The organism is Candidatus Bathyanammoxibius amoris (assembly GCA_024451685.1).
Taxonomy (GTDB): Bacteria; Planctomycetota; Brocadiia; order Brocadiales; family Bathyanammoxibiaceae; genus Bathyanammoxibius; species Bathyanammoxibius amoris.
The window spans coordinates 216,232-241,317 of sequence record JAMXCW010000001.1 but is presented as its reverse complement, the minus strand read 5'-3'; the positions used below and the strand labels follow the sequence as shown (position 1 = coordinate 241,317).

Annotated in this window: 20 protein-coding genes and 1 pseudogene; 15 read left to right on the top strand and 6 right to left on the bottom strand. The window is 52.9% G+C overall.

Annotation, left to right across the window (positions count from 1 at the left end; genetic code table 11):
- Nucleotides 1-44 precede the first annotated feature (44 nt).
- The 12 genes from NOU37_01160 (at nucleotide 45) to mnmG (ending at nucleotide 11,310) form a co-directional block, all read left to right on the top strand.
- Nucleotides 45-206, top strand: a complete 162-nt coding sequence (locus NOU37_01160; protein MCQ4573847.1) for a hypothetical protein — start codon at nucleotides 45-47, stop codon at nucleotides 204-206.
- A gap of 227 nt (nucleotides 207-433) precedes the next feature.
- Entirely contained in the window at nucleotides 434-1,042 is a 609-nt protein-coding gene (locus NOU37_01155) for a hypothetical protein (protein MCQ4573846.1), read from the top strand.
- 407 nt (nucleotides 1,043-1,449) lie between these two features.
- Nucleotides 1,450-1,953 (top strand): orotate phosphoribosyltransferase, encoded by a 504-nt coding sequence (gene pyrE, locus NOU37_01150; protein MCQ4573845.1) that lies wholly within the window; start codon nucleotides 1,450-1,452, stop codon nucleotides 1,951-1,953.
- Between the two features lie 24 nt (nucleotides 1,954-1,977).
- Entirely contained in the window at nucleotides 1,978-3,426 is a 1,449-nt protein-coding gene (purB, locus tag NOU37_01145) for an adenylosuccinate lyase (protein ID MCQ4573844.1), read from the top strand.
- A 7-nt stretch (nucleotides 3,427-3,433) separates the two neighbouring features.
- The gene (gene thiE / locus NOU37_01140; GenBank protein ID MCQ4573843.1) at nucleotides 3,434-4,066 is read left to right on the top strand and encodes a thiamine phosphate synthase; all 633 of its coding nucleotides are present in this window, start codon (nucleotides 3,434-3,436) and stop codon (nucleotides 4,064-4,066) included.
- Between the two features lie 19 nt (nucleotides 4,067-4,085).
- Nucleotides 4,086-4,823 (top strand): VIT1/CCC1 transporter family protein, encoded by a 738-nt coding sequence (locus tag NOU37_01135; GenBank protein MCQ4573842.1) that lies wholly within the window; start codon nucleotides 4,086-4,088, stop codon nucleotides 4,821-4,823.
- 51 nt (nucleotides 4,824-4,874) lie between these two features.
- Nucleotides 4,875-5,258 (top strand): phosphoribosyl-AMP cyclohydrolase, encoded by a 384-nt coding sequence (locus NOU37_01130; GenBank protein ID MCQ4573841.1) that lies wholly within the window; start codon nucleotides 4,875-4,877, stop codon nucleotides 5,256-5,258.
- Nucleotides 5,259-5,594: 336 nt separating this feature from the next.
- Nucleotides 5,595-6,251, top strand: coding sequence for a flagellar motor protein MotB (locus NOU37_01125; GenBank protein MCQ4573840.1), 657 nt, complete (start codon nucleotides 5,595-5,597; stop codon nucleotides 6,249-6,251).
- A gap of 78 nt (nucleotides 6,252-6,329) precedes the next feature.
- Nucleotides 6,330-8,123 carry a cytochrome c biogenesis protein ResB gene (locus NOU37_01120; protein ID MCQ4573839.1) on the top strand — a complete coding sequence of 598 codons (1,794 nt, stop codon included), beginning with the start codon at nucleotides 6,330-6,332 and terminating at the stop codon, nucleotides 8,121-8,123.
- A gap of 1 nt (nucleotide 8,124) precedes the next feature.
- Nucleotides 8,125-8,964: a c-type cytochrome biogenesis protein CcsB gene (gene ccsB, locus NOU37_01115; protein MCQ4573838.1), complete on the top strand. Its 840-nt coding sequence runs from the start codon at nucleotides 8,125-8,127 to the stop codon at nucleotides 8,962-8,964.
- A gap of 10 nt (nucleotides 8,965-8,974) precedes the next feature.
- Nucleotides 8,975-9,268 (top strand): acylphosphatase, encoded by a 294-nt coding sequence (locus NOU37_01110; protein MCQ4573837.1) that lies wholly within the window; start codon nucleotides 8,975-8,977, stop codon nucleotides 9,266-9,268.
- 203 nt (nucleotides 9,269-9,471) lie between these two features.
- Entirely contained in the window at nucleotides 9,472-11,310 is a 1,839-nt protein-coding gene (mnmG, locus tag NOU37_01105) for a tRNA uridine-5-carboxymethylaminomethyl(34) synthesis enzyme MnmG (GenBank protein MCQ4573836.1), read from the top strand.
- A 22-nt stretch (nucleotides 11,311-11,332) separates the two neighbouring features.
- On the opposite strand, the pseudogene rho reads toward mnmG, so the two are convergent.
- The 6 genes and pseudogenes from rho to NOU37_01075 all read right to left on the bottom strand — a co-directional run bounded on the left by rho (nucleotide 11,333) and on the right by NOU37_01075 (nucleotide 21,387).
- Nucleotides 11,333-12,583, bottom strand: a pseudogene (gene rho, locus NOU37_01100) (transcription termination factor Rho).
- A gap of 146 nt (nucleotides 12,584-12,729) precedes the next feature.
- On the bottom strand, nucleotides 12,730-13,317 hold the full coding sequence (gene coaE / locus NOU37_01095) for a dephospho-CoA kinase (protein ID MCQ4573835.1): 588 nt from the start codon (nucleotides 13,315-13,317) through the stop codon (nucleotides 12,730-12,732).
- 13 nt (nucleotides 13,318-13,330) lie between these two features.
- Nucleotides 13,331-16,009 (bottom strand): DNA polymerase I, encoded by a 2,679-nt coding sequence (gene polA, locus NOU37_01090; protein MCQ4573834.1) that lies wholly within the window; start codon nucleotides 16,007-16,009, stop codon nucleotides 13,331-13,333.
- Nucleotides 16,010-16,531: 522 nt separating this feature from the next.
- A complete protein-coding gene (locus tag NOU37_01085; protein ID MCQ4573833.1) occupies nucleotides 16,532-18,229 on the bottom strand; it encodes a tetratricopeptide repeat protein in 1,698 nt (565 codons plus the stop codon).
- A 16-nt stretch (nucleotides 18,230-18,245) separates the two neighbouring features.
- Nucleotides 18,246-19,637 carry an AAA family ATPase gene (locus NOU37_01080; protein ID MCQ4573832.1) on the bottom strand — a complete coding sequence of 464 codons (1,392 nt, stop codon included), beginning with the start codon at nucleotides 19,635-19,637 and terminating at the stop codon, nucleotides 18,246-18,248.
- Nucleotides 19,638-19,656: 19 nt separating this feature from the next.
- Complete coding sequence (locus NOU37_01075) at nucleotides 19,657-21,387, bottom strand: secretin and TonB N-terminal domain-containing protein (protein ID MCQ4573831.1); 1,731 nt, start codon at nucleotides 21,385-21,387, stop codon at nucleotides 19,657-19,659.
- A gap of 350 nt (nucleotides 21,388-21,737) precedes the next feature.
- Here NOU37_01075 and lpdA point away from each other — a divergent pair, with 350 nt between their 5' ends.
- The 3 genes from lpdA to NOU37_01060 are packed head-to-tail and all read left to right on the top strand — an operon-like array spanning nucleotide 21,738 to nucleotide 25,037.
- Nucleotides 21,738-23,105 (top strand): dihydrolipoyl dehydrogenase, encoded by a 1,368-nt coding sequence (lpdA, locus tag NOU37_01070; protein ID MCQ4573830.1) that lies wholly within the window; start codon nucleotides 21,738-21,740, stop codon nucleotides 23,103-23,105.
- A gap of 26 nt (nucleotides 23,106-23,131) precedes the next feature.
- Nucleotides 23,132-24,001, top strand: a complete 870-nt coding sequence (gene lipA, locus NOU37_01065) for a lipoyl synthase (GenBank protein MCQ4573829.1) — start codon at nucleotides 23,132-23,134, stop codon at nucleotides 23,999-24,001.
- A 13-nt stretch (nucleotides 24,002-24,014) separates the two neighbouring features.
- Nucleotides 24,015-25,037: a DNA polymerase III subunit delta' gene (locus tag NOU37_01060; protein ID MCQ4573828.1), complete on the top strand. Its 1,023-nt coding sequence runs from the start codon at nucleotides 24,015-24,017 to the stop codon at nucleotides 25,035-25,037.
- Nucleotides 25,038-25,086 lie beyond the last annotated feature (49 nt).

Sequence of the window (25,086 nt, the reverse complement as noted above, 5' to 3'; positions counted from 1 at the left end):
AATCGCCTTACTACATTACTACAATGGATGGGGGTGACTGCCGAATGGATATAGAGATAAGGTGGTCTTCAATAGTCCTTATAGTACTTGTTCTAAACGTCTCTTTCAGGGTCTTTGGCTACCAGATAATATCAAGAGCTGACCCCGGCTCAAAAAAAAACTCCTGTTCTGGGGCTCACTGCTGCCCCTTGGCCTGGCTCCGCTAATACTCCCCCTCTCAAACCCCATAATAAACTGGTTACTCCTGTCATACACATTACTACATATACTAAAGCTTATAGATTACTATAACAGATACGAATCACTCCCCGGCCACTACAAGGATTTCTGGAAGTTCTTCCACTCCTTCGACCACCTGTATACGACAAACATAACCAGATGCCTCCCAAGAGGGGCCTGCACCCTGCCCACCTCGACCATATTAAAAAAGCTCATGAAAAGTATCTTATACGGTGTAGTGGGGGCCGTGTTTCTTGTCCTCAACAGGGACCTGGGGTGGTGGCAGGTTTCACCGGTTGTCAACTACATCCTGCTGGGGATTGTGTATTACATGTCCTTCATGTGCGGCACGAACCTTGTGCTAAACGTTTACCGTCTCATAGGTTACGAGGTCGCTGAATTCTTCGGGGCCCCGGCATTCGCCCAATCCCCGGGTGAGTTCTGGAGGAGATGGAACAAACCCATGCACGAATGGCTCATGGACAACGTGTATCACCAGCTGACAGGCCACAAACGACTATACACGGGCATCCCCCTGGTCTTTGCGGTAAGCGGCCTGTGTCATGAATACACGATCAGCCTTGCCTCCGGCACCATAAACGGCTTTATGATGACGTTCTTTTTGATACAATCCTTCATGTTTGTACTGAGTATCTTCCTGCATGACCTGCTGTCAGCAAACATCACGGATTACAAAAACAGAAAAGACCTGGCCTTACTAAGATGGACCGCTACAATGACGTCTATTGTGGTGCCCGGAGTCCTCTTTGTGCATAATCTGGAGACGGTCTTCGCGCTGCATACAATTCGAATACCTTTTTGAAACCCTCTTATCAAAGGATGATACTTCTGAAAAATGCAAAGTAATGCTGCGTATTGTCATTGCGAGCGAAGCGAAGCAATCTCATCTCCCTTAGTGAAAATCACTTGCGCGATTGCTTCGTCGCCTTCGGCTCCTCGCAATGACAGGTTTGTACGTTTTGCAGAGGTCTCAGGATGCAAAGGGGCCTGTAAACGGCCGGAGAATTTTTCTCAGTAAATTTCTCAGTAAATATAGAACCGACGGCTCAGGGGTACAGGCCGTCGCGCCACAAATATACTACTAATAAGCAGATAAAAGTGTTAAAATGTTTTTTGTTCCTGTTTATCCTGATACCTGTGTAATTGTCAGCATCCGTATCCGTATCTGTATAAATGTCTATGTCAGCGTCGCCGTCGACAAAAGAAGAATTGGGTAAAAAGATAATGCAGGCCGCCTACAGGACGGGTGAATTCACACTCAGTTCCGGCAGGAAGAGCGATTACATCTTCGATAAATACGCCTTTGAGACCCGGCCGGGACTCCTGGGGGCAATAACAGACCTTCTGGCCGAGATGGTCCCTCCCGAAACAAAAAGACTTGCGGGGATGGAGATAGGGGGCATACCCCTGGCCACCGCGCTGTCTATAAAAACAGGCCTCCCGTTTGTAATCATCAGAAAGGCGCCAAAAGGACACGGTATCACGCGCCAGATAGAGGGGCAACTATCCGAGGGCGAGGAGGTATTATTGATTGAGGACGTAGTCACGACCGGGGGACAGTCCGTCACGGGGACAGACACCCTGCGCGCGGCAGGCGCAACGGTCAATAAAGTTCTCTGCGTAATCGACAGGGAAGAAGGCGGCAGGGAGCACATCGAATCAAAGGGCCTGGCCTTCGACGCCCTCTTCACAAAGAGCGCTCTGACGGCGTGAAAGCATAGACAGGAGCCAAACTCCTTGACAGAGAGACACGACACATACCGGAATCCGTTGGCGGACAGATACGCAGGCCCTGAGATGGCCCGGCTGTTCTCCGACAATAACCGCCACACCACCTGGCGCAGGCTCTGGATAGCCCTGGCAGAGGCGCAACATGAAATCGGGCTTAAGAACATAACCGGGGCCCAGATAGACGAGATGAAGGCCCACCTCGAAGACATACCGTACGATGAGGTGCGTAAACTCGAATCCCGGATAAGACACGACGTGATGGCCCACCTGAGGGTCTTTGGGGAGCAGTGTCCCGGCGCAAAGCCAATTATGCACCTGGGTGCCACCAGCGCCTACGTCCTTGATAATACGGACCTTATAATCATGCGCGGCGCCCTTGAAATAATAAAGAAACGGCTGGCCGGCGTCATAGATGCCCTGTCGAAACAGGCGGGCACGCACAGAGACCTTGTAACCGTGGCCTTTACCCACTACCAGCCTGCCCAGCTTACCACAGTCGGCAAGCGGGCCTGTCTCTGGCTCCAGGATTTCCTGCTGGACCTTGAGGACCTGGAATACCGGGTCGGGACGCTCAAGTTCAGGGGCGTAAAGGGCGCGACCGGCACGCAGGACAGCTTTATGGCCCTCCTGGACGGCGACTCCGGAAAGATAAAAAGACTTGAGGAACTGGTGGCAAAGAAGATGGGCTTCAGCGCCTCGTATCCCGTAACCGGCCAGACCTATTCCAGAAAGATTGACAGCCAGGCCCTGGCCCTCTTGAGCGGGATAGCCCAGTCGGCCCACAAGTTCTCCAACGACGTCCGGCTGCTGCAAAACCTGCGCGAGGCGGAAGAACCGTTTGAGGCGGAGCAGGTGGGCTCCTCAGCCATGCCGTATAAAAGAAACCCGGTACTCTCTGAGCGGACAGCGTCGCTGGCGCGTCTTGTCATATGCGGCAGTCTAAACCCCGCCTTCAACGCCGCCGGACAGTGGTTCGAGAGGACGCTCGACGACTCCGCCAACCGCCGCATCTCCATACCCGAGACATTCATGGCTACTGAAGGTCTTCTCACTCTCGTACACAACGTCGCGGCAGGACTAAAGGTCAACCCGAACATAATAGAACACCATGTGAGAAGTGAACTGCCCTTCCTGGCCACCGAGCGCATTCTCATGGCGGCCGTCAAGGGCGGTGGCGACCGGCAGGAGCTTCACGAACGCATCCGCGTCCACGCAATGGAAGCCGTCCGCCTCATCAAGGAAGGCGCCACGGATAATGACCTGCTCGACAGGATCGCCGGAGACCCCAAATTCTCCGCCTTTATCGACAGAAAACAACTTGACCAGGTACTCGACCCGGGAAAATTTGTCGGCCGCGCGCCGGAGCAGGTGGACGATTTCCTTAAGGATACGGTGGCGCCCGTCCTGAAGAGACACAAGCATCTCATAGAAAAACCCGTAAAGTTGACCGTTTGAAAAAGATATGCCCGCGCTGGAAAAACTCAGACTAACCCTCATCACGGACAGGAGCGTCTCAAGCCTCCCTCCAATGCAGGTCGTACACAGGGCGCTGGAAGGAGGCGTGACCACCGTACAGCTCAGGGAAAAAGACCTCGACAGCAGGAACATGTATTTTCTGGCATCCGAGCTGAGGAACATGACAAACGATTACGGCGCCAACCTCATCATAAACGACCGCGTTGACATTGCTCTGGCCGTCGGTGCCGACGGCGTCCACATGGGGAAAAATTCCATGCCCATTATGGACGCGCGGCGGCTGCTTGGCCGCGACAGACTCATCGGTTTCTCCGCCCATAACATGCAGGAGGCGGTGGGCGCGGAGGAAAACGGCGTCAATTACATAACCATCAGCCCCATCTACCAGAGCCCGGGCAAAGGCAGGCCCATCGGCCCGGCGGCGGTCGCAACGATGAAAGTATGCCTCAAAATACCGGTCATCGCACTGGGCGGTATAAACGAGGACAACGTGGACGACGTCCTCGGCAATAAGGCCGACGGGGTAGCGGTCGTCTCGGCCATAATGGCCTCCGACGACCCCAGGGCTGCCAGTGAACGGCTTCGCCGGAAATTAGACCTATGCGGGCAAATCACCTAGAGATTCACCAGGCACATAAATGTTATCTTCAACTGACATTTTAAATCAACCGCGGGAACACTGGCACAGCCCCGAGGGGAAGTTCATACGCGAGGTAATCTTTGGGATAAACGACGGCCTGATAGAGACACTCGGTTTCGCCACGGGCGTATTCGGCGCCACGGCCGCAGGCAATATAATTGTCATAACGGGGACGGCGCAGGTCATCGCGGGCTCGATCTCAATGGGCATAGGGGCGTACGTCTCGCAGAAATCGTTTAAAGAATTTTATGACAGGGAAGAAGAGATTGAGAAGAAAGAGATAGAGGCCAAACCCGGGGAGGAGCGGGCGGAAATAGAGGCAATATATAAGAAGAAGGGTTTTGAAGGAGACGAGCTAAAGATGGTGGCCGACCATATAACCTCGGACAAGAAGGTCTGGCTTGACACCATGATGGCCCAGGAACTGGGCCTCATCCGCGAGGGTTACACACATCCGGTAAAATCCGGTGCCGTCACGGGTCTCTCATACGTACTTGGCGCAATCCCGCCGCTCGCACCCTATTTTTTCCTCCCCGCGGAAAAGGCCTTCATCGCCTCCATACTCCTCTCCATGATGTTCCTGTTCTTTGTGGGCGCCATGAAGAGCCGCTGGGCACGAATCTGGTGGGTATGGAGCGCCGTTGAAGTGGTGGGGTTCGGGCTGGGCGCCGTGGCTATCACATACTCTATAGGAAGACTAATCGCCACCATCTTCGCAGTGGACATTGCAACGTAGCACTTGCACGATACTTTGAACGTTCATTCTAACGACTGAAGGAAGCAGAAAATGTCACTCATAGAAAACATAAAGTTTAACGAGAAGGGTCTTATCCCGGCCATCATAGTAGACGATGCGGACGGCCGGGTGCTCACGCTCTGTTACCTGAACCAGGACGCCGTAGCAAAGACCCTGGAGACAGGACTCGTCCACGTCTTCAGGCGCTCACAGAACCGCCTGATGATAAAGGGCGAGAGCTCGGGCCATACCCAGTCGGTAAAGGACGTATCTATCGATTGCGAGGGCAATTCCATCCAGTTCAAGGTAGACCAGAAGGTGGCCGCATGTCACGCCGGATACCGGTCCTGTTACTACCGCGGGTATAATCCCGGGACCGGGGAGCTTGAGGTCCGGGAGCCCCTGGTGTTTGACCCCAAGTCTGTCTACAAGTAACAACACGGGTAATAAATAAAAACGCAAAAGACCCTTGAAAAGATTTTTTCGGGGTGATATATTCATAGTTTAGCCTATGTCTCTGGGAGCGATGAACAGTCTGCAAAATCTGCAATATACGTTAAGTCCTTTTGTCGTAACAATAAGGGTTGTGTCGCCTGTACTCCCGGAGAGGGTTTTTCAGCCCAAAAACCCCTGCCGTCTGCCGATAGGCTGAAAGTTCTCTTCCTCTCCATCGTCTTTCGTTGAGGAAGATATTATAATAAAAATTTTGGTTCCTAAATATTTCTGGTGAGGGGCTACTGGAAATACCAAAGACTGCGGAGAAAAAAAGAAATGAATAGAACTTCGCTATACCTAAAGCTGTTCCTGGCCACTGTGTTTACGGGCATGGCCCTGGGATGTGCAGAGACAGAAGAACTGAGAGGCCTTAACCGTCGTCAGGCCATAACCATCAGAGACCAGGCCGACGAAATAGACCTCCTGAAAGGCGATCTGGCCGGCTCCAAGGAAAGGATCTCTAGGGAGTCTGAAGAGAAGTCAAGGCTGATGGCCGAGCTTAACAACCTTGCCAAGGCGATTGGCGGCGGCGCCACCGTAAGGCAGACGCCGGAGGGGCCGGTAATCCAACTTCCTGAAATAATACTATTTGACTCAGGGCTGGCAGACATCAAACCCGGAGGGGAGGATGCTCTAAAGAAGCTCGCGGAGCACCTGAAATCACGACCCAATGAGAACCTCAGGATAGCCGGCAATACCGACTCAGACCCGATAGTAAAGACCAAGTACATGTGGAAATCGAACCACCATCTCGCCGCCGGAAGGGCGCTCAGCGTCTTCCAGTATCTCACCGAACAGCAGGGAGTGGACCCGGGCCGCGTATACGTAATCGGCTACGGTCCTAATCGACCGATCTCAAACGACAACACAAACGAAGGCAAGAAAAAGAACAGAAGGGTTGAATTTATGCTCACCGAAGCTGAAGGGTCGTAAATGTGGTGTAAAGAAGTATAGTAACCACATGGCGGGGCACCACCCGGTTCGCTTCAAGGGCTTTGGAAAATAGATGTTATGGCTAAGGTTGTAAAAAATACCGGGGCCTCAGGTAGCGGCAGCCCCCTGTGGAACCTGTTTACCTCTGTGAAGCTGGCTGTAGCGCTGATATTAATTATGGCCTTAGCCTGCGTACTGGGTACGTTCATAGTCCAGGGCAAGCTTCCCCAGGAATACGTCACACACTACGGGGAGAGCCTGGCATCTATACTGCAGCTTGTCCAGTTTAACAACGTATTCCAGTCCTACTGGTTCATCCTGCTGATTTTACTCCTCTGCGTCAACCTTGTCTGCTGCACCATAGACCGCTGGCGCGGCGACATACTGCAACTGGGCTTCCTGCTTACCCACATCAGTATAATACTCATCCTGACAGGCAGCGTCATCGGCCTGAAGTTTGGCCATAAGGGCGCACTCTGGATAGCCGAGGGCGAGAAGGTGCACCAGTTTCAGCAGTTTGACGGCACCACTTCCCCTCTTCCCTTTGAGCTTGAACTGGTCAAATTCGTAACAGAGAAACACCCTCCAAAGGTGGAGCTCATTGCCTACGTCAAAGACCAGCACCGTGAGAAGGTGCTACCCATCGACGTGGGAGTGCCCCAGCACGTGCCGAAGTCCCCGTACACCGTTACGATACAGGAGTACTACCCCGACGCGGCACTGGTGGAGGAGGCCATAAATAATTCCGAGGAGCTGAAAAACCCCGCCATCTTTGTCCAGCTTTACGGTTCAAAGGAAGTAACGGTGGAGGGATGGCTGGTAGCGAAGGACCGGAACTCGTACGTTGACAATAAAAGAAATTTAAAGCTGGAGTACCTGTGGATAGATTCTCCGGAGGCCTTTCAGCGCGCTTCTACACAGACAGGGCCGTCAAGAAAACCCACCCTGACTGTAACGCTGGAAGATAAGACAACCTCCAAAACCGTCCCCATCGTGGTAGGTGAGAGTTTCGACATCGGGAACTATAAGATTAAGTTTCTGGAGTTCGTGCTTGATTTCACCAGAAAATTCCTGCCCATTAACGAACAGCAGCCTACCAACCCCGCCATCCATATAGAACTCCAGGGGCCCGCGGCCACAGAGTCCCGCTGGGTCTTTGCAAACTTCCCGGATTGGGACAAGATGCACCCCGCCAAGAACAAGGGCCTTAAGCTCACCTGCAGTGTGCCTTCAGACTTTTCCTTCGTCACCCAGCGAATAAGGATACTTCAAGGCCCCGACGACAAAAGGCTTCTAACGTTTATCAGGGACGATAAGGTGATAGAGACCGTAAGCTGGGAAATGGAAGGGAAGTACGACATAGCCGACACGGGCCAGCAGCTCAGGATAGCAAAGTTTTACCCACATTTCGGGATTAAACAGTCTGTGGTGAAGCAATCTGACGAACTCAAGAAACCCGCCATCCGCGTTGAGATATCAGGGCCCGCGGGCAAGCTTAACAACTGGGTCTTCGCCGATGCGGCAGAGCCCACCCCATACATGGACGGGAATTTCTTTTTACTTTACGAGCAATTAGGAGAGAATATCAAGGACTGGAAAAGCACGCTCAGGGTGATTGAGGCCGGCGAGGTTGTGGTGGAAAAAACCATCGAGGTCAACAACCCCCTCAAGTACGGCGGCTACTCATTCTTCCAGTCAAGCTATGACCCGGAGAACCCAAAACTCTCCGGTCTCCAGGTGGCTCGCGACCCCGGGATCTTTTTAGTTTATACAGGCTTTACAACACTGTGTTTTGGCATTATATTTATATTTTACCTGAAACCGCTTGTCAGGCGAAGAATACAGGCGATGAAGGCGAAGGAGGAGAAATAAGATGGGATTCGTAACCATTAACGTAACCCTTGTGGCCTTTATACTGGCATCCATCGCCTATGTAATGAAAGAGATATGGAAGCCGGAAATGCTCCGCAAGGGGTCGCTTGTAATATTCGTTGTCGGCTTTGCCTTGAACACCGTGCTAGTGACGAACAGGTGGACGGAAGCAGGCCATGCGCCTTTTTCTAATCTCTACGAGTCGCTTATCTTTTACGCCTGGTCGGTCGGTTTTGTGTATCTAATCCTCGAGTATATGTACAGCCTGAGGATAGTGGGCGCGCTGGCCACGGTGATGATAATGCTCCTGTTGCTGTATGCGTCTACTTCCGACGAGACCATAAGGCCTCTTATGCCCGCCTTGCAGAGCAATTGGCTTACCGTGCACGTCATCACCTACTTTATCGGTTATGCCGCCCTGGGTATATCGTTCCTCACCGCCATTCTCTATCTTGTGGGACGGACGAGACCCAGTGGAACCCTTATAGCCGCGGCATCGGGTATAGACTTCGGGACGCTCTCATACAAGATCGTCGCCTTCGGTTTCCCGTTCCTGACCCTGGGAATGGTCACCGGCGCGGTATGGGCCAACAAGGCATGGGGCACGTACTGGTCATGGGACCCGAAAGAGACATGGTCGCTGATTACCTGGCTGATATACCTGGTCTATCTGCACTCGCCGCTGGTACTGCCGCGGATACAGATGATCTCCAAGGAGAGAAGGCCCGTAATCCAGAGCATATGTCTGGTGATAGCCTTTTCCGCGGTAATCTTTACCTATCTGGGCCTGTCGTATCTCCCTTCAGCCGCAGATAGCGCACACGTTTACCAGAACCAGTAACCTTCCGTAGATGTCAAAAGAAGAGCAACGGGTCAGGGCCCACGTCTTTGTCGAAGGCACAGTCCAAGGCGTGTTCTTCAGGGCAACCACACACGAGATGGCCTCGGCCCTGGGACTGGCAGGCTGGGTAAGAAATTGCCGGGACGGCCGTGTTGAGGCCGTCCTCGAAGGCCGCCGCGCCGACGTTGAAGAGATGATAAGGTGGTGCCACAAAGGGCCGCCCGGCGCCGTCGTGAGAAGCGTCGACACCGAGTGGGAAGAACCCCGCGGCGAAACCGGAACCTTCTCCGTCAAGTTCTACTAGACCCCGACCTGTTAAACCACCTTACCCACAAACAGCAACTTGCCAGTATTATATCGACACTTACCTGCAGGAATTAATCTAATGTTATGTGTCATTCTGAGTTCTTTGAACGAAGTCACGCCAGAGGCCAGGCTAGGATTTTGACCTTCCATAAAAGATTTTGCCCAGCTTGATATTCTTGTATTTTGCGTTAGACTTTTAGTATGCTTAACAACTTCGACATAATCGTGGTGGGTGGCGGGCATGCGGGGTGTGAGGCGGCACTAGCCGCGGCCCGCATGGGGTTCGGCACCGCCCTTATTACCATCGACCCGGACACCATCGCCCAGATGCCCTGTAACCCGGCTATCGGGGGTCTTGCCAAGGGACAGCTCGTCCGTGAGATAGACGCGCTCGGTGGGGAGATGGCAAAGGTCATTGACGCCACAGGCATCCAGTTCCGCATGCTGAACACCAAGAAAGGACCCGCCGTCCGTTCTCCACGCGCACAGGCCGACAAGTATCTCTACAAAGAGGAGATGAGAAGGAGGCTGGAGGCGGAGGAGAATATATCTATACACCGGGACACGGTGGAATCCCTGTTGATAAGCAAAGACAGGATTACGGGGGTGACAGGGGGGTCTGGTATTGCATACAGGGCCGGTGCGGTTATCATCACGGCGGGCACCTTCCTGAGGGGGCTTATCCATACGGGTGAATCTATCGAGGCCGGCGGCAGGGCGGGAGAGCCCTCTGCCGAGAAGCTTTCCGGCTCACTCAGGGCCGCCGGGTTTGAGCTGGGACGGCTCAAGACGGGTACACCTCCCAGACTTGAGGCCGGAACCATACCGTTTGAGGAATTAATCCCACAATACGGCGATGCGCGGCCAATGCCATTCTCCTTTTCCACCGCTGAGATAAAACGTCCCCAATTACCCTGCTACATTACCTGCACAAACCCCGAAACACATCGGATTATAAGGGAGAACCTGGACCGTTCTCCCATGTACACGGGCCAGATAAAGGCCACGGGGCCACGCTACTGTCCATCAATTGAGGACAAGGTGGTCCGCTTCGCCGATAAGGACGCGCATCAGATATTCCTCGAGCCGGAGGGGCTTGAAAGCAGCGAGATATACTGTAACGGTATATCCACAAGCCTGCCCCGCGACGTGCAGGAGGAGTTCATACATTCCATAAGGGGGCTGAAGGGGGCAAGGATTGCCCGCTACGGGTACGCGGTAGAGTACGATTTCGTGCCTCCTGCCCAGATAAATGCTAATCTGGAGACAAAGCCGGTGGGGGGCCTGTTCCTCGCGGGCCAGATAAACGGCACCTCCGGGTATGAGGAGGCGGCGGCGCAGGGGATAATGGCAGGGATAAACGCTGCGCTAAAGCTACGGGGAAGACCACCGTTTGTGCTGGACCGCTCAGAGGCCTATATCGGCGTGCTCATAGACGACCTTGTAACAAAGGGGACCCTTGAACCCTACCGGATGTTTACGTCACGGGCGGAGTACAGGCTTATACTGAGGCAGGACAATGCTGACAGGAGGCTTATGAAATATGGTCACCGGTTCGGGCTTATAGACCGTTCGCAGTGGAATAAGATCCAGGAAAAGGAATCCCTCATCAACCGGACAAGAAAACATCTGAGGGAAAACCTGTACAAAGGGGAATCGCTGGAAAAGATTCTCAGGAGACCGGAAAACGACCTCAACCATCTATTAGAACTTGACGTATACCGGGAGCTGAGGGAGCGAAATCTCCCGCAGGACGTAAAAGAGCAGGTTGAGATAGAGGTAAAATACGACGGTTACATCCAGCGGCAGTTAGCCCAGGTCGAGAAATTCAAGAAAATGGAAGCGCTTCACCTTCCCCCGTGGCTTGATTATCGTGAGATTCCAGAGTTGGCAAATGAGGCCCGTCAGAAGCTCCATCAGATTAGACCCGCTTCAATCGGTCAGGCGTCCCGCATCTCAGGTATATCCCCCGCCGACATCTCCATTCTCCTCGTCTACCTGAGCGGCAAGTCCCGCAGGAGCGAATCTCCCCCCGCCTGAAACCGGGGCGGCAGATAAGCCCCTAGACCTTCAGACTCATCAGAAACTCCGCATTCGACTTCGTCTTTGAGAGTCTTTCCCTCAGCAGTTCTATGGCCTGTACCGGATTCGTCTCGTTCAGGTACTTCCTTAACAGCCATATCCTCCTGAGCTCCTCCGGGTCGAGAAGCAGTTCTTCCTTACGGGTACCGGAGCGGGTGATGTCTATTGAGGGGAACAACCTGCGGTCGGCCAGCTTTCTGTCCAGATGGAGTTCCATGTTGCCCGTCCCCTTGAACTCTTCATATATGACGTCATCCATGCGGCTTCCGGTATCTATCAAGGCAGTGGCGACTATGGTAAGGCTTCCGCCCTCCTCGATGTTCCTGGCGGCTCCGAAGAACCTCTTCGGCTTCTGCAGGGCGTTGGCGTCTATACCGCCGGAGAGGATCTTACCGCTGTGCGGGATCTCCGTGTTATAGGCCCTTCCAAGCCGGGTGATAGAGTCAAGCAGTATCAGGACGTCCTTACCGCATTCCACCATCCTCTTTGCCTTCTCTATGACCATCTCTGCAACCTGCACGTGCCGGCTGGAGGGTTCGTCAAACGTGGAACTTATTACCTCTGCCTTGGTGGCCCGTTCCATCTCGGTAACCTCTTCCGGCCTCTCATCTATCAGGAGGATGATGAGTACGATCTCCGGGTGGTTTTTGCTTATCGAATTGGCTATCTTCTGCAGCAACACGGTCTTACCCGCGCGCGGGGGCGATACAATCAGTCCCCTCTGGCCCCTCCCAATCGGGGTAATCAGGTCAATCACCCTTGTGTTGAGGTCTTTAGGATCGCTTTCGAGAATCATTCGCTCGTCGGGGTGTAGAGGTGTCAGGTCATCAAAAATCACCCTTTCGCTCATCAGTTCGGGATCTTCGAAGTTTATCGCCTCCACCTTCAGAAGCGCGAAATATCTCTCGTTCTCCTTCGGCGGGCGTATCTGTCCGGATACTACAGCCCCCGTCCTTATACCGAACCGGCGTATCTGAGAAGGCGATATGTAGATGTCATCCGGACATGGCAGGTAGTTGTAGTCGGGGGAGCGCAAGAAGCCAAACCCCTCCTGCAACACTTCTACCACACCTTCACCGTACATGAGACCGTCCTTGGTCACACGGTCCTTGAGTATCCTGAAGATAAGGTCCTGTTTCTTAAGACCGTGGAACTCTTTTACTCCCTCTTTCCTTGCCAGGTCCTGGAGAGCCTTTATGGTCATCTTCTGAAGCTCGCGGATATGGAGCTCTTCCTTCTTGCTCGACCCTTTCTTTGGCTCTTTTACTGGCTCTTTTACTGGCTCTTTTACGGGCTCTTTTACTTCTTCCGCAACCTCCTGGACTGCGGTACCGCTCTTTTGTTGTTTAACTGCCATTACATTCCTCCAAAATTAACTTATAGAACAAACCTGTCTAAAAACTCCTTAACCTGTTTGAGTGTCTCCTCCTTTGAAAAGTTGTTGTCAATCACGCAGTGGGCCATCTTTCTTTTCTCTTCCACCGGTGCCTGAAAGCGTTCCCGCCTGGCTATCTCCTCGGGGCTCCAGCGCCTCTGTTTAACGGCCCTTTCCTCCTTTACCCTCTTCTCCGCCGCTACAAACAGCAGCAAGTCACATAATTCGGTAAGCCCCGTCTCATGAAGAAGTGCGGCATCCAAAACGACAATCCTGCCGCCCTCCCCTGCTATCTCCCGGTGAATGGCCTCAAGTATTAAGGGGTGAAGCGTATCGTTTAACTCCCTGAGCGCCTCTGCGTCAGAGAAGACCCGCCTGGAAAGCCTGTCGCGGTCTACACCGCCCCCTTCATCCAGTATCTCCTTACCCCATCTTTTAGCCAGCTTTTCCTTAACCTCCGGCGTGTCCAAAAATCCATGGCCAATTTCATCCGCGTCAATGACCCTTGCGCCAAACGAGCCCAGCATCTCTGCCACAGTGGTCTTACCGCTCGCAATACCACCCATGATGCCTATTACCGTGGGTCGCATATAGTAGTGTGTTTCACTCTGCTTCTAGCCAATTCTTACCTGTCTTTACGTTTACCCTGATGGACACCCGGAGTGTAAGGGCCTGCGTCATCTCCTCCTCTACGGCTTTTCTGGTAGCATCCAGCTCTTTCTCGGGCAGCTCAAAGAGCAGCTCATCATGTATCTGCAGGAGCATTTTGGCGTTTAGTCCCGTCTCCTTCAGGCGCGCGCAAGTTTTGTTCATGGCCACCTTTATAAGGTCTGCCGCCGAACCCTGCACAATGGTGTTAACCGCTATACGCTCCGCCAGAGACCTCTTATGTTTATTCTGGGCGCTTATCTCTGTAACGGGCCGCCGCCTTCCGAGTATGGTGGTCACGTAGCCCGTCTCCCGCGTCTCCTCGATGACCCTGTCGCGGAAGCGCTTGACGCCCTCAAACAGTTTAAAGTACGACTCAATAAACGCACCGGCCTCTTTCAGCGTTATTCCAACCTCCCTTGAAAGCCCCATCGGGCTGAGCCCGTACACTATCCCGAAGTTGACGGCCTTTGCCGTCCCTCTCATCTCAGGAGTCACGTCGTCCAGCCCTACACCATAGATATCAGAGGCCACAGAGGCGTGAATGTCTCGCTCATTCTTGAAGGCGTCCATCAGGGCAGGGTCTTCGGAGAAATGCGCCAGGATCCTCAACTCTATCTGGGAATAGTCCATGGACATAAAGATAAGGCCGTCGCGTGAAGGTATAAAAGCGCGGCGTATTTGCCTCCCCAGGTCGCTGCGCACGGGTATATTTTGCAGATTGGGCTCACTTGAGGACAATCTCCCCGTGGCCGTAGCGGTCTGATTAAAGGACGTATGCACCCTGCCGGTCCTGGCGCTTATCAACCTCGGGAGGGCATCGACGTACGTGGACTTCAGCTTGCTTAACTGCCTGCGTTCCATCAGTAATGCGGGCAGGGGGTGTTGCTTCGACAACGTCTCCAGTACCCTGGCGACCGTGGACGGGCCGGTCTTCGTCCTCGCAAGGGGCTTGAGGCCCAGTTTCTCAAAGAGTATCCCGGCCACCTGTTTGGGCGAATCCACGTTAAACCTCTCTCCTGCCAGATGGAAAATGTCTTCTTCAAGCGTGGATAGTTTTTCCTTCAAATGTCCGGACATTTCTTCCAGGAGCTCGGTATCAACCTTTATCCCCGCATATTCCATATCGGCAAGCACACTCACAAGGGGCACCTCCACCTCCTCGAAGAGTTTCAACAGGCCGTCTCGCTCCAGGAGCGGACGCATCCGGTGGGCCAGACAACAGGCCACATCCGCGTCCTCGCAGGCGTATCTCGCCACTTTCTCCAACTCCACTTTGTCCATGGTAAGCTGTTCCTTACCGCGGCCCTGCCCTATAAGCTCGGTTATCGGCGTGGTCTGATAAGACAGGTACTGCATTGCCAGCTCATCCAGGCCGTGTCTCCTGCGCCCGGGATTAATCAGATAAGAGGCAATCATTGTGTCGAAGGCTATTCCCCTGAGCTCAATGTCATAGTTCTTGAGGACCGTACAGTCGTACTTCAGATTCTGCCCTATCTTCTTTATTCCCGGGTTCTCGAGTATCGGCTTCAGGTCATCAAGCACGTCCTGTGGGAGAGTCACCGCTCCTTCGGGTGCCAGTAGCGGCACATAGTACGCCTCATCTTCATTCCAGGAGAAGGAAAGGCCGACTATTCCGGCCTCCACAACGTTAAGGCTCGTGGTTTCAAGGTCAAAGGAAAACACATCCTGTCCCGACAGTTCTTTAAGGAAGTCCCTGAATCGCTCCGGTGTGTTTACGATATGATAATCGGTCTTCTTTGCTTCTGTCGCGGGAGCCATTTGTGCCAGAAGGCTGTTGAAGCCGAGTTCTTCGAAGATTTTCCTCAGTTCGTCATCATTTCCACGGTCTCTACGGCTGGCCTCCAGGTCTAACTCTACGGGCGCATCCAGGGATATGGTCACCAATTCTTTGGCGGTGTGTGCCTGTTGCGCTGAGGAGCGAAGGCTGTCCCTGATCTTCTCCATACGCTTCGTGCCGTTAAGACTGTCAAGGTGCTCCAGTACACCCTCCAGCGAGCCCCACTTCTGCACAAGTTCCACCGCCGTCTTGGGGCCAATGCCCGGCACCCCGGGTATGTTATCTACACTGTCTCCCATCAGGGCCAGCACGTCTTTCACCTGCTCAGGCGTAATACCCTTTTCTTTCTTCAGGGTCTCGAGGTCCTGGGTTCGGTCTTTCTTTGCGTTGTATATCTTTACGTAGGGGTCTATAAGTTGTTCCATGTCTTTGTCAGCGGTAACGATATGCGTCTCCACATGTTTCTTCGAGGCCTGCTTGGCGAGTGTACCAATTACGTCATCCCCCTCGTAACCCTCACAAGAGTAGACGGGTATCCCGTAGGCCTCCAACACCCTGAAGATCAAAGGAAACTGCACTTCGAGGTCATCGGGTGTTTCCTTTCTGTTCGCCTTGTATTCTGCATAACTTTCATGACGGAACGTGGGGCCTTTTGAATCAAAAGCCACTGCCAGGTATTCGGGATTCTGCTCCCTGATAAGCTTCCTGAGCATACCGATAAAACCGTACACCGCGTTTACGGGGGTTCCAGCCGGACTGGTCAATCCGGAGATTGCATAGTAGGCCTGATAACAATGTGAATGGCCGTCTATTATAAAAAGTCTTTCTGGCATTGCAGCGTCTTCTAAATAATATTGTCCAATACAGTTCAGGATTTCTAAGATGCAGCTCGCAAAAGGGGAATCCGGGAAAGAAGGTCGGGGGAAAAGTTATCCTCTCAAAATCTTTTTATGTTTTAAGCCTCTGGAAATTTAAATTTTTGTTTTCACACACTCTTTATAAGTGACGCGAACTGCGCCTCCCGGCGCACCTTCACCATATGCGTAAGATAACACTCCGTACTAAAAGGCCTTGATAAATTGGGCCCTGAGAGAACTAAAGATACGAAAACTTAAGGGTTTTATTACATAAATAGGTCAAACATAAAAAATTGTTACAGGAATTAAAACCCGGCTGGATTTATCTCTAATGCCTCAGAATGGCGTTGATTGTACCTTGATTTCAGGAAGTTATAGAATAGGCGTCCGTCAAGGGAAGTAGCAGCCGGCTTTACACTGCACCGGCAACTAGACGTTCTCTTTTAAAGAACACGAAAAGTCTACACAAAAACCGTATATTTGTCAAGTCTCTTTTACTTACCCCCACGGCTTCCTGGTCAGGCTATTCAGGTGCTGCATAACCTGTTCCTCCAGAGTGGGATACTGACCTCCAGAGTATTCGAGGAATTTTTGATAGTGGAAAATGGCATTGACGGGTTCATTCTCTTCCAGTATCAATGCCAGGTTATAATGGGCCTCCGCGTGCGAAGGGTCTATGGATAGTGCCTTTTCAAAGAACTGACGGGCCCTGCCAGGCTGTTCCAGTTTCTTTGATATGACACCAAGGTTTGTAAGGCTCTGTATGTCTCTGGGGTTGGCGTCGGTCGCGATTCTAAATTCTCGCAGGGCCGCCTGAAGATTGCCCTGTTTGTAAAGGGCTACCCCGAGGTTGTTGCGTGCTTTATAGTAATTGGGTCTTATGAGCAGGGCCTTTCTGTATTCACTTATTGCGCTATCCAGGTCTCCCCACGCCTGGTAGATTGAACCCAGGTTATTGTGCGTCTCAGGGTCCATGGGATCGAGTTTTATTATCTCCAGATACTGACTTCTGGCCTTTTTTAATTCTCCGCTTTTCTGATAGAAAACTGCCCGTTTAAACTGCTCAAGTTTCGCAAGGGTTTTTTGCGGAAACACCATCTCCTCTTCAGGTACGGCTTCCTCTTCAGGCTGTGCAGGAGCAGGGACCACAGCCGGAGGTGTGGGCGCTTTTGCAACGGCCGGAGGTGGTATTTCCACCGTGGTGTCTTCAAACACCTTTACGGGAGGGGAGGGTTTTGTGGGTTCAGGTGCGGGCACAGGTTGCGGTGTGGTCTTTATCTCTATACGTGGAGCTCTCGCCACCTTTGGCGGCAAGCGGGGCGATACCGGTACGAGTAGAGCTTCGCTGACCTCCTGCTCTTCCATCACCACGGTAGGCGGTGCCTCAACAAGCGTGGCCTCTTCAGCAGCTCTGCCCTCCACGACAGCTTCCTTAACCTTTATTTCTATACGTGGAGGCTCCACTCTCTCTGGCTTAACCGCCTTGGGCGGTGCCGGTGCAAGCTCCACCACCTCGGTCTCCGGAGGTGCGGCAGGTGTGGGTTTCGGTTCGACAGTCTCTATCTCTACTACGGCAGCAGGGGCCTTTTCCGCTTCTTCTTCCACAGGTATAATTTCGAGTTCGACGACCTCTATCTCCAGATGTGCGGCAGGTGCAGGCCCCAACTCGATATCCTCTATCTCTATCGCCTTAGCAGGGGCCTTTTCCGCTTCTTCCTCCACAAGTATAATTTCGAGTTCGACGGCCTCTATCTCAGGTGGGGCGGGTCCGAGCTCTATCTCTTCTATAACAGGGCCTTCATCTATACTCTCTATGGATAATATCTCTATAGGAAGCGTTTCCGCCTTTTTCGCCGCGAGTTCTTTTGAAGCCAGTTTCTGCCAGTCCGCCTTTGACGAAGGAGAGCCGGCAAGAACCTCCCGGCCCGCCTGCCCTGTAGTTTGTACCGCCGATGAAACGCCGGAAGGGGTGATATGTTCATTTTGCGCAATCAACTGCAGCGCCGTGAAGACGGCAATAAGAATAAATCCTATACTGGCACATAATATGATTATTAACCTCTTAAGGCCCGGCCTCCTGGATTTTCTTGGAGTATTATATTCAATTACCGTATCTAAAGAGGCGCCGTCAATATTCGGTAAAGGCGCCTTCTTGTTTTCTCGCGCACTTTTAAGTTGGTCTAATATCCTGCTCATAGACTTGAGTAAGTGCCTACTTTACTTTAAGCACCTCAGTGAACGGCATCACCTCGGCATCAAGAAGTTCTCCCTGTATCTGCAGCTCATCCAGTACACCAACGGCTTCTTCTTCATCTTTGAAGTTGCCAAGCACCAGTAGATACTTTCGTCCCCCTTCTTCGGTGCCGATACCGATGATGTGGGCCTTTTGTTTCACCCCGCGCATGCCCTTTACCTTTTCCACGGCAGGCAGCCTTTCATCAAACACACCCACGAAAATCGTGGAGGAACCTTTCCACGCCTCAGGTATAGCTACCGCGGGTGTCTCGGGTGTGGCAACCGGTCTGGCCTTCAATTCCTTTATCTGGTCTTGAAGTTCGAGTACTTCGTTTTCCGTCCTGGCCCTTTCTATCTGCCGGCTCACCTTGAGCTGGGCATACTGACGTTCTATGTTTCTTTTGGCCCGGCGCTCATTCAGCCCTAAGATATTCATGTAGATGAGGAAGCCTATTGCGAAAGCAACAGCGATTATTCCGGCAATAAGGATGGGCATTCTGACCATTGGCTTGCCGCTTGGAGCTGTTCCTGGAAGTGTCATCTTCGGCTCCTTCCTTTGTAATTTAAGATTCTGAACCGCCTTTACTACGACTTCCTTTGATATATCTGTAGTCTGCAAGGTGTATGCGCCCAAGAGCGCCCTGTCACAGATAAGGTTTATCATACGGGGGATACCCAGGGAGTATTCGTGTATGACGGCCAGGGCCTTTGGAGTGAAATTTATCTGTCCCTTGGAACCCGCCACCATGAGACGATGTTCAATATATTTTGGTATTTCTTCTTTCTTTAACGGGCTAAGCTGACACTTGACGGAAATCCGCTGGTCAAGCTGCTTGAGCTCTGAAGACTGCAGAAGCCGCATGAGACCAAGCTGCCCGACCAGTATAATCTGCAGGAGCTTCTCCTTTTCCGTCTCAAGGTTGGATAGAATCCTTATCTGCTCCAGTACCGGCAGCGGCAGGTTTTGCGCCTCGTCAATTATAAGCAGCGCATTCTCGCCGCCTTTCAGGGCATTCAACAGGAACTGGTTCAGCTGATTTATCATCTCCTGTTTAGTACTTTTCCCGGTGCTTTTTAACGTTATCCCGAAGTCGTGGAGGACGGATTCAAGGAGTTCGTCTTCGGAGATGAAGGGGTTCAGTACGAGCGCGGAGTGTGTCTTCCTGTCCATCTTCTCCAGAATCATCCGGCACATGGTGGTCTTACCCGTGCCGATGGCCCCGGTTATGACGATAAAACCCTCCCTCGTCTTTATACCGTAGAGAGAAAGATCCAGGTTGGTTTTGTGGGTTTCACTCAGGAAGAAATATTTGGGGTCCGGGGTGAGACTGAAGGGTTTTTCTTTAAGTCCGAAGAATTCTAGATACATGTACCTCCCCCAAAACGGGTTAGAAGCGCCTTACCATCTCCAGCCGTTCCGCCTCCTCTGTAGAGAAGTTCTCCACGCGCTCACCCAGCATAATGGTGGGTGTCAGGAATATCACCAGGTCGGTCTTCTCTATTTCCTCTATTCTTGATGTAAACAACTTGCCTATGCCGGGTAATTTCCAGAGGAGAGGGACTCTCCTTTCCTCGACTTTTTTCCTGTCCTGCATAAGACCGCCGATTACGATGGTCTCCCCGTCCCTTACCCTTACCACGGTGTCTGTCTCCCTGATGGTTAAGACGGGAGCCGTGGCCTTTTGCTGATCATCACCTGAGCCGACCGTGAAGGTAGTCGTGTCCTTGAGCTCAGTAACGGCCGGGTGTATGTTCATAGTAATCATGCCTGACGCGCTTATCTGCGGTGTAACGTCTAGTGTAACACCTATATCAAAAGTTTGCTTCTCTATTTGCGTTGTCGGTGTTGATGCCCCGGTCCCCGTTGTCGCGATAAAAGCAGTACTCGTACTGAAAAAGGTCTGCTGTGTCGTGGCCCTTATTACCGCCGTCTGGTTATTCAGGGTAGATATTTTTGGGCTGGAGAGGACCTTTACGTCACCTTGTTCCCTGAGCCCCTCCATAATGATTTTAAGGGCGCCGGTGTGCATCGTGAAATTATTAAAACCACCGTCTAAGGCCGCCTCCATCCCCGCCCATGTTGTAAGACCTGTCTGACTGACCATGGCAGGCTTTTTATAACTTTTATCCCCTCTGGGGTCAAACAGCACCTTCCAGTCAATTCCATAACTAAATTTATCGTTGAGCGTTACCTCCACTATCTTAGCCTGTATCAGGACCTGCCGCTGGACACTGCCCTCTACGGCCTCGATGAGTTCTGCGGCCTTTGCAATGATGTCAGGGTAGGAAGTTATCAGTATTATACCCGCCTGGCGGTTAATAGAAAAGTGGCCATAATAGCCTTCCTCGCGCCCGCCCCCTTCTTCCCTCCCGGTACGTGTACGTGTACGTGTACGTGTAGTACCAACGGCACCACCGCCCGTAGCGCTGCCTCTGCTTACGTCCTCGTCCTCACTTTCAAGTCCTAATGCATAAAGCCCGTTCTCAAGCTCTCTAAAGATATCTTGAGACTCAGTCCCACTGACGCTGCTGCCCGTCGTGCCCCTGGTGGTTCCCCCCGTGGTGGTTCCCGTCGTTCCCGTGGTTCCCGTCGTTCCACCCCTACTGCTGGTAGTGCCAAGATTGCTGGCGATATCCACAGTCATTCCCCGCGAGCCCCGTCGTATCGTCATAATATAGTTCATGCGAAACAGGCGGGTCATCATCCTTGGTTTGGATATCCGTACGAAGCCGCTCTCCATGTGGTATTCCAGATTGAGGGGTATCAACAGCGCGTCAAAGGCCTGGGTAAGCGTTACGTTCTTGAGGTCCACGGTAACCTTACCACGCACGTCGGGGTCTACTATGATATTCTCCTTACTCTCCCTGGAGAAGCTTAAAAGGACGTCTTTGATATCTGCGTTCCTGACCGAGAGTGTGTATAGCTTTTCCGGCGGTGGTTTTTTCGGTTTGTCTTCTACCCGAAGCACAGGCAAGTCTGTCAGCTCCACGCCTTCAAAGACGACAGGAGATTCAACCTCAACACGCGAGGTGAGGGGTTCGAGCTTTGTGCGGGCACAACCCAAGACACAGACCATAAGAAAAACGGCGACAGGAATGGCTTTCAACCCAGCAGACACACAACCTCCCCAAACAATTAAGCACCTTCGCCACCCCTACCGGCCGAAAGGCAAAGATACCGCAGCCTTGGGCAGGTTCACCTATTAGTTAACCCCGAAAATATAACAAAATAATGCGTCAAGTCAAGAGGAAAACTTTAGTTTGTCAGTGTTTTATCTAATTATAATTTAAAGACATAGCAACATCTGACGAAATTTGAACCAGGCGCCGTACGCCGGAAACGTGCCCTGCCGGGCAAGTCCTTGACAAGATTTTTAGTGGTAAGTATAATCATCAAACCTCCAAGACATGGGCTGCTAGACACGCTCTTTACCTTTGCCGTAAGATATTAAATAATAAGAGGTTGTGTATGCTTGACTTCGTCATATTAGGCTCCGGGCCCGCTGGCATGGCCGCCGCGATTCGCGCCGCCCAACTGGGGCAAGGCGTGTGTGTGGTTGAGCGGGACCGGCTCGGTGGTGTATGCCTCAATAGAGGGTGTATACCCACAAAAATGCTTCTAAGGAGTGCCGGCATCTTTTCACAAATAAAGAGGGCGCGTGACTGGGGTATTGATACAAAAGGGGCAAGCTTCGATTTTAATCGAATCCTGGCCAGAAAAGACCGGGTGGTAAACGCCCTCAGAAAGGGCATGCAAGACCTTTACAACGAGTCCGGAGTGGAAGTCGTCAGCGGCAGGGGCAGACTCAAGGGACAAAACGAGGTGGAGGTAGTCCTTTCCGATGGTGGTCTCCGGTCGCTAAAGGCCGCCAGGATAATTCTGGCAACGGGCTCTTCCCCCGTCGAACACGCGGCCCTGCCGGTGGACGGCCACAGGGTGGTGACAAGCGACCACGCACTGCGTTTCGAGTCGATACCAAAAAGCATCATAATCGTCGGCGGCGGCTACATAGGCTGTGAGTTTGGGTACATATTCAATGAATTTGGCTCGGACGTCATCCTGATAGAATGCCTGAACCACCTGCTGGGTGACATGGATGCAGACATTGGTAAGGCCCTCGCAAAGGAATTTACACGGTCCGGGATAAGGGTCATGACGGGCGAATCGGTGGCTGACCCTGACGTGAAGGAAGAAGGTGTCTGTGTGCATGTCGCGGGTGAGGTCTTGACTGCGGAGAAACTCCTGGTGTGTACGGGAAGGTCGCCAAACACGAGCGGCCTGGGCCTTGAGGACACCGGCGTCCGCATTAATGAGCGGGGGCACGTCGAGGTCGACGAGCATTGTCTTTCCAGCATACCTGACGTCTATGCGGCGGGAGACGTTACGGCCAGGGGCCAGTTGGCCAACGTGGCGCACCGGCAGGGTGTGGTAGCGGTGGAAAGCGCCCTCGGTCTTGACTCGAAAATGGATTACCGGACAATACCCCGCTGTGTCTTTACCCAGCCCGAGGTTGCCGCGGTGGGGATTGGTGCGCGTGAGGCCGGCGAGGCGGGGCTCAACGTAAAGACGGGCATCTTCGAGTTCAGACAACTGAGCAAGGCCTGGGTCTCAGCCGACACAGGTGGTTTTGTAAAATTGACAGTGGAGGCGTCTTCGCATAAGATACTGGGTGTCCACATGTTAGGACCATACGCCAGTTTTCTAATCGGGGAGGCGGCACTGGCCGTTAAGACAGGCGCGCGCCTGGAGGACCTGGCCGCCAGTATGCCCGTTCACCCCAGCTTTTCAGAATCCCTCGCAGAGGCGGCCAGAAAACTTCTTGGCAGGGGTATGTAAGATTATCAGAAATAGTAGAGCCAAACATGAAAAGCCTGTCACCCTCTAACCGCGCCATCACCAGGCTGCCGCCCTGGCTAAAAAAAAGGGTGATATCAGGCGGCTCGACGGCCAGGGTTGTCCGCGCGCTGGAGGAGTTCAGGCTGAAGACGGTCTGCCGGGAGGCATTATGCCCAAATATGATGGAGTGTTTTGCAAGGGGCACGGCCACTTTTCTCGTCCTCGGTGACACCTGTACCCGTAACTGTGGTTTTTGTGGCGTAAAGAAGGGACGGCCTGAAGACATCAAAGGGGAAGAAGACGAACCCGAGAGGCTTGTCCGGGCCGCAAGGCTTCTGGGTCTCGACCACGTAGTAGTCACCTCCGTCACCAGGGATGACCTGCCTGACGGAGGTTCCGCGCACTTCAGCAGGATAGTACTCGCCCTTAAGGAGGGATGTAACGGGTTAAGAATAGAGGTACTGGTGCCTGATTTCCGGGGGGCGCGGGACGACGTACTCAGGGTGCTGGAGGCAGGGCCGCACGTTTTTACCCACAACGTCGAGACCGTGCCCAGACTTTATCCCGGGGTCAGACCTGAGGCCAATTACAACAGAAGTCTCCGTGTGCTTGATTTTGCGCGTAAAGGGTGTAAAAATATACGCGTCAAGTCCGGGCTCATGCTGGGTCTGGGCGAAAAAAAAGAAGAGGTCTTCAAAGTCCTCGAAAACCTTCTCCACGCAGGATGTGACACTGTGACAATCGGGCAGTATCTAAGACCGTCAAGAAACCATTTGCCCGTAGACAGATTTCTGACACCGGAGGAATTTGAGGAGTTTGGGGAGACGGCCAGGGAGTTGGGTTTCCCGGAGGTGTTTTCAGGGCCGTTTGTAAGAAGTTCGTACTGTATCGTGTAAAGTTATACAAAACATGTCCTTCAAAAAAATCTTGTCCCAGTCCCACGTAGTCGCCAGCTTCCAGAGCGTCCTGTCCAGAGGGCGGCTGGCACACGCCTACATGTTCCACGGCCCGGAGGGCGTGGGCAAGGCCCTCTTCGCCAGAGAACTCTCCAAGGCGCTACTGTGTCAGGAGGGAAGGAGCGACGCCTGCGACACGTGCGAATCATGCAGGGGCGTAGACACCGGCAGAAACCCAAACCTGTCGTGGATTACCGCCGGGTATAAGGTAATAACAATCGCCTCCATACAGGAGTTGGAGAGACTCGCGGCACTTAAACCCGTCGAGGCCAAGCGAAGGGTCTTTGTGATTGAAGACGCCGAACGGATGAGTTCTGAGGCCGCTAACTGCCTGCTTAAGACCCTGGAGGAACCTCCCCCCGGTGTAGTCATCCTGCTAACGACCACCTCCCCGCCGCGACTGCCACGGACTATCATATCACGCTGCCAACTGGTAAGATTCCACCCCATCGACCCGGGCACGCTCAAGGGGCTGATTACAGAAAATTTCGGCGTGGAGGGCGACGGGCTCGAATGGCTTACCGCGGCCTCCTGCGGCAGCATGGGACGTGCCGCGAACCTGCTCAAGGAAGACGCCATCACCAGGAGAAAAAGACTCATCGAGAGATTGTTCTCGCTGCACATAGAAGACAATTTCTCCATCTCCCAGGAGGTGTTGGACTGGTGCCCCGGTGAAAAAGACGAGGGGCTTGAGGCAAGACGTTCACGTCTGAGGATATGGATGTGCGTCATGCTGGAATACTACAGAGACATACTCCTGTGTAAGGCCGGGGCGGAAGAGGTTGCCGGGCTATTCAACAGCGACGAGCGGGACAGGATACAGGCGAAGGCCGGCCGCCTGTCCATGGGAACCATAACGGACATAATGGATGAGATAAAATACTCACTCGAAGCCCTTCGGCGCAACGCCAACATAAACCTGCTGGTAGAGAACATGTTCACCCGCATCGCCCGGCTGGAGACGACACATCATTAGCGTCAAAACGACATACACAGGCCCGTGCAGTAAATTACCTGATTATTTA

Coding starts and splice junctions, on each gene's coding strand:
- NOU37_01060 (MCQ4573828.1), top strand. CDS start 24,015: ATGTCCTTCAAAAAAATCTTGTCCCAGTCCCACGTAGTCGCCAGCTTC.
- mnmG (MCQ4573836.1), top strand. CDS start 9,472: ATGCTTAACAACTTCGACATAATCGTGGTGGGTGGCGGGCATGCGGGG.
- NOU37_01160 (MCQ4573847.1), top strand. CDS start 45: ATGGATATAGAGATAAGGTGGTCTTCAATAGTCCTTATAGTACTTGTT.
- ccsB (MCQ4573838.1), top strand. CDS start 8,125: ATGGGATTCGTAACCATTAACGTAACCCTTGTGGCCTTTATACTGGCA.
- lpdA (MCQ4573830.1), top strand. CDS start 21,738: ATGCTTGACTTCGTCATATTAGGCTCCGGGCCCGCTGGCATGGCCGCC.
- NOU37_01125 (MCQ4573840.1), top strand. CDS start 5,595: ATGAATAGAACTTCGCTATACCTAAAGCTGTTCCTGGCCACTGTGTTT.
- NOU37_01110 (MCQ4573837.1), top strand. CDS start 8,975: ATGTCAAAAGAAGAGCAACGGGTCAGGGCCCACGTCTTTGTCGAAGGC.
- polA (MCQ4573834.1), bottom strand. CDS start 16,009: ATGCCAGAAAGACTTTTTATAATAGACGGCCATTCACATTGTTATCAG.
- NOU37_01120 (MCQ4573839.1), top strand. CDS start 6,330: ATGGCTAAGGTTGTAAAAAATACCGGGGCCTCAGGTAGCGGCAGCCCC.
- thiE (MCQ4573843.1), top strand. CDS start 3,434: ATGCCCGCGCTGGAAAAACTCAGACTAACCCTCATCACGGACAGGAGC.
- NOU37_01085 (MCQ4573833.1), bottom strand. CDS start 18,229: ATGAGCAGGATATTAGACCAACTTAAAAGTGCGCGAGAAAACAAGAAG.
- NOU37_01130 (MCQ4573841.1), top strand. CDS start 4,875: ATGTCACTCATAGAAAACATAAAGTTTAACGAGAAGGGTCTTATCCCG.
- NOU37_01080 (MCQ4573832.1), bottom strand. CDS start 19,637: ATGTATCTAGAATTCTTCGGACTTAAAGAAAAACCCTTCAGTCTCACC.
- NOU37_01155 (MCQ4573846.1), top strand. CDS start 434: ATGAAAAGTATCTTATACGGTGTAGTGGGGGCCGTGTTTCTTGTCCTC.
- coaE (MCQ4573835.1), bottom strand. CDS start 13,317: ATGCGACCCACGGTAATAGGCATCATGGGTGGTATTGCGAGCGGTAAG.
- NOU37_01135 (MCQ4573842.1), top strand. CDS start 4,086: ATGTTATCTTCAACTGACATTTTAAATCAACCGCGGGAACACTGGCAC.
- lipA (MCQ4573829.1), top strand. CDS start 23,132: ATGAAAAGCCTGTCACCCTCTAACCGCGCCATCACCAGGCTGCCGCCC.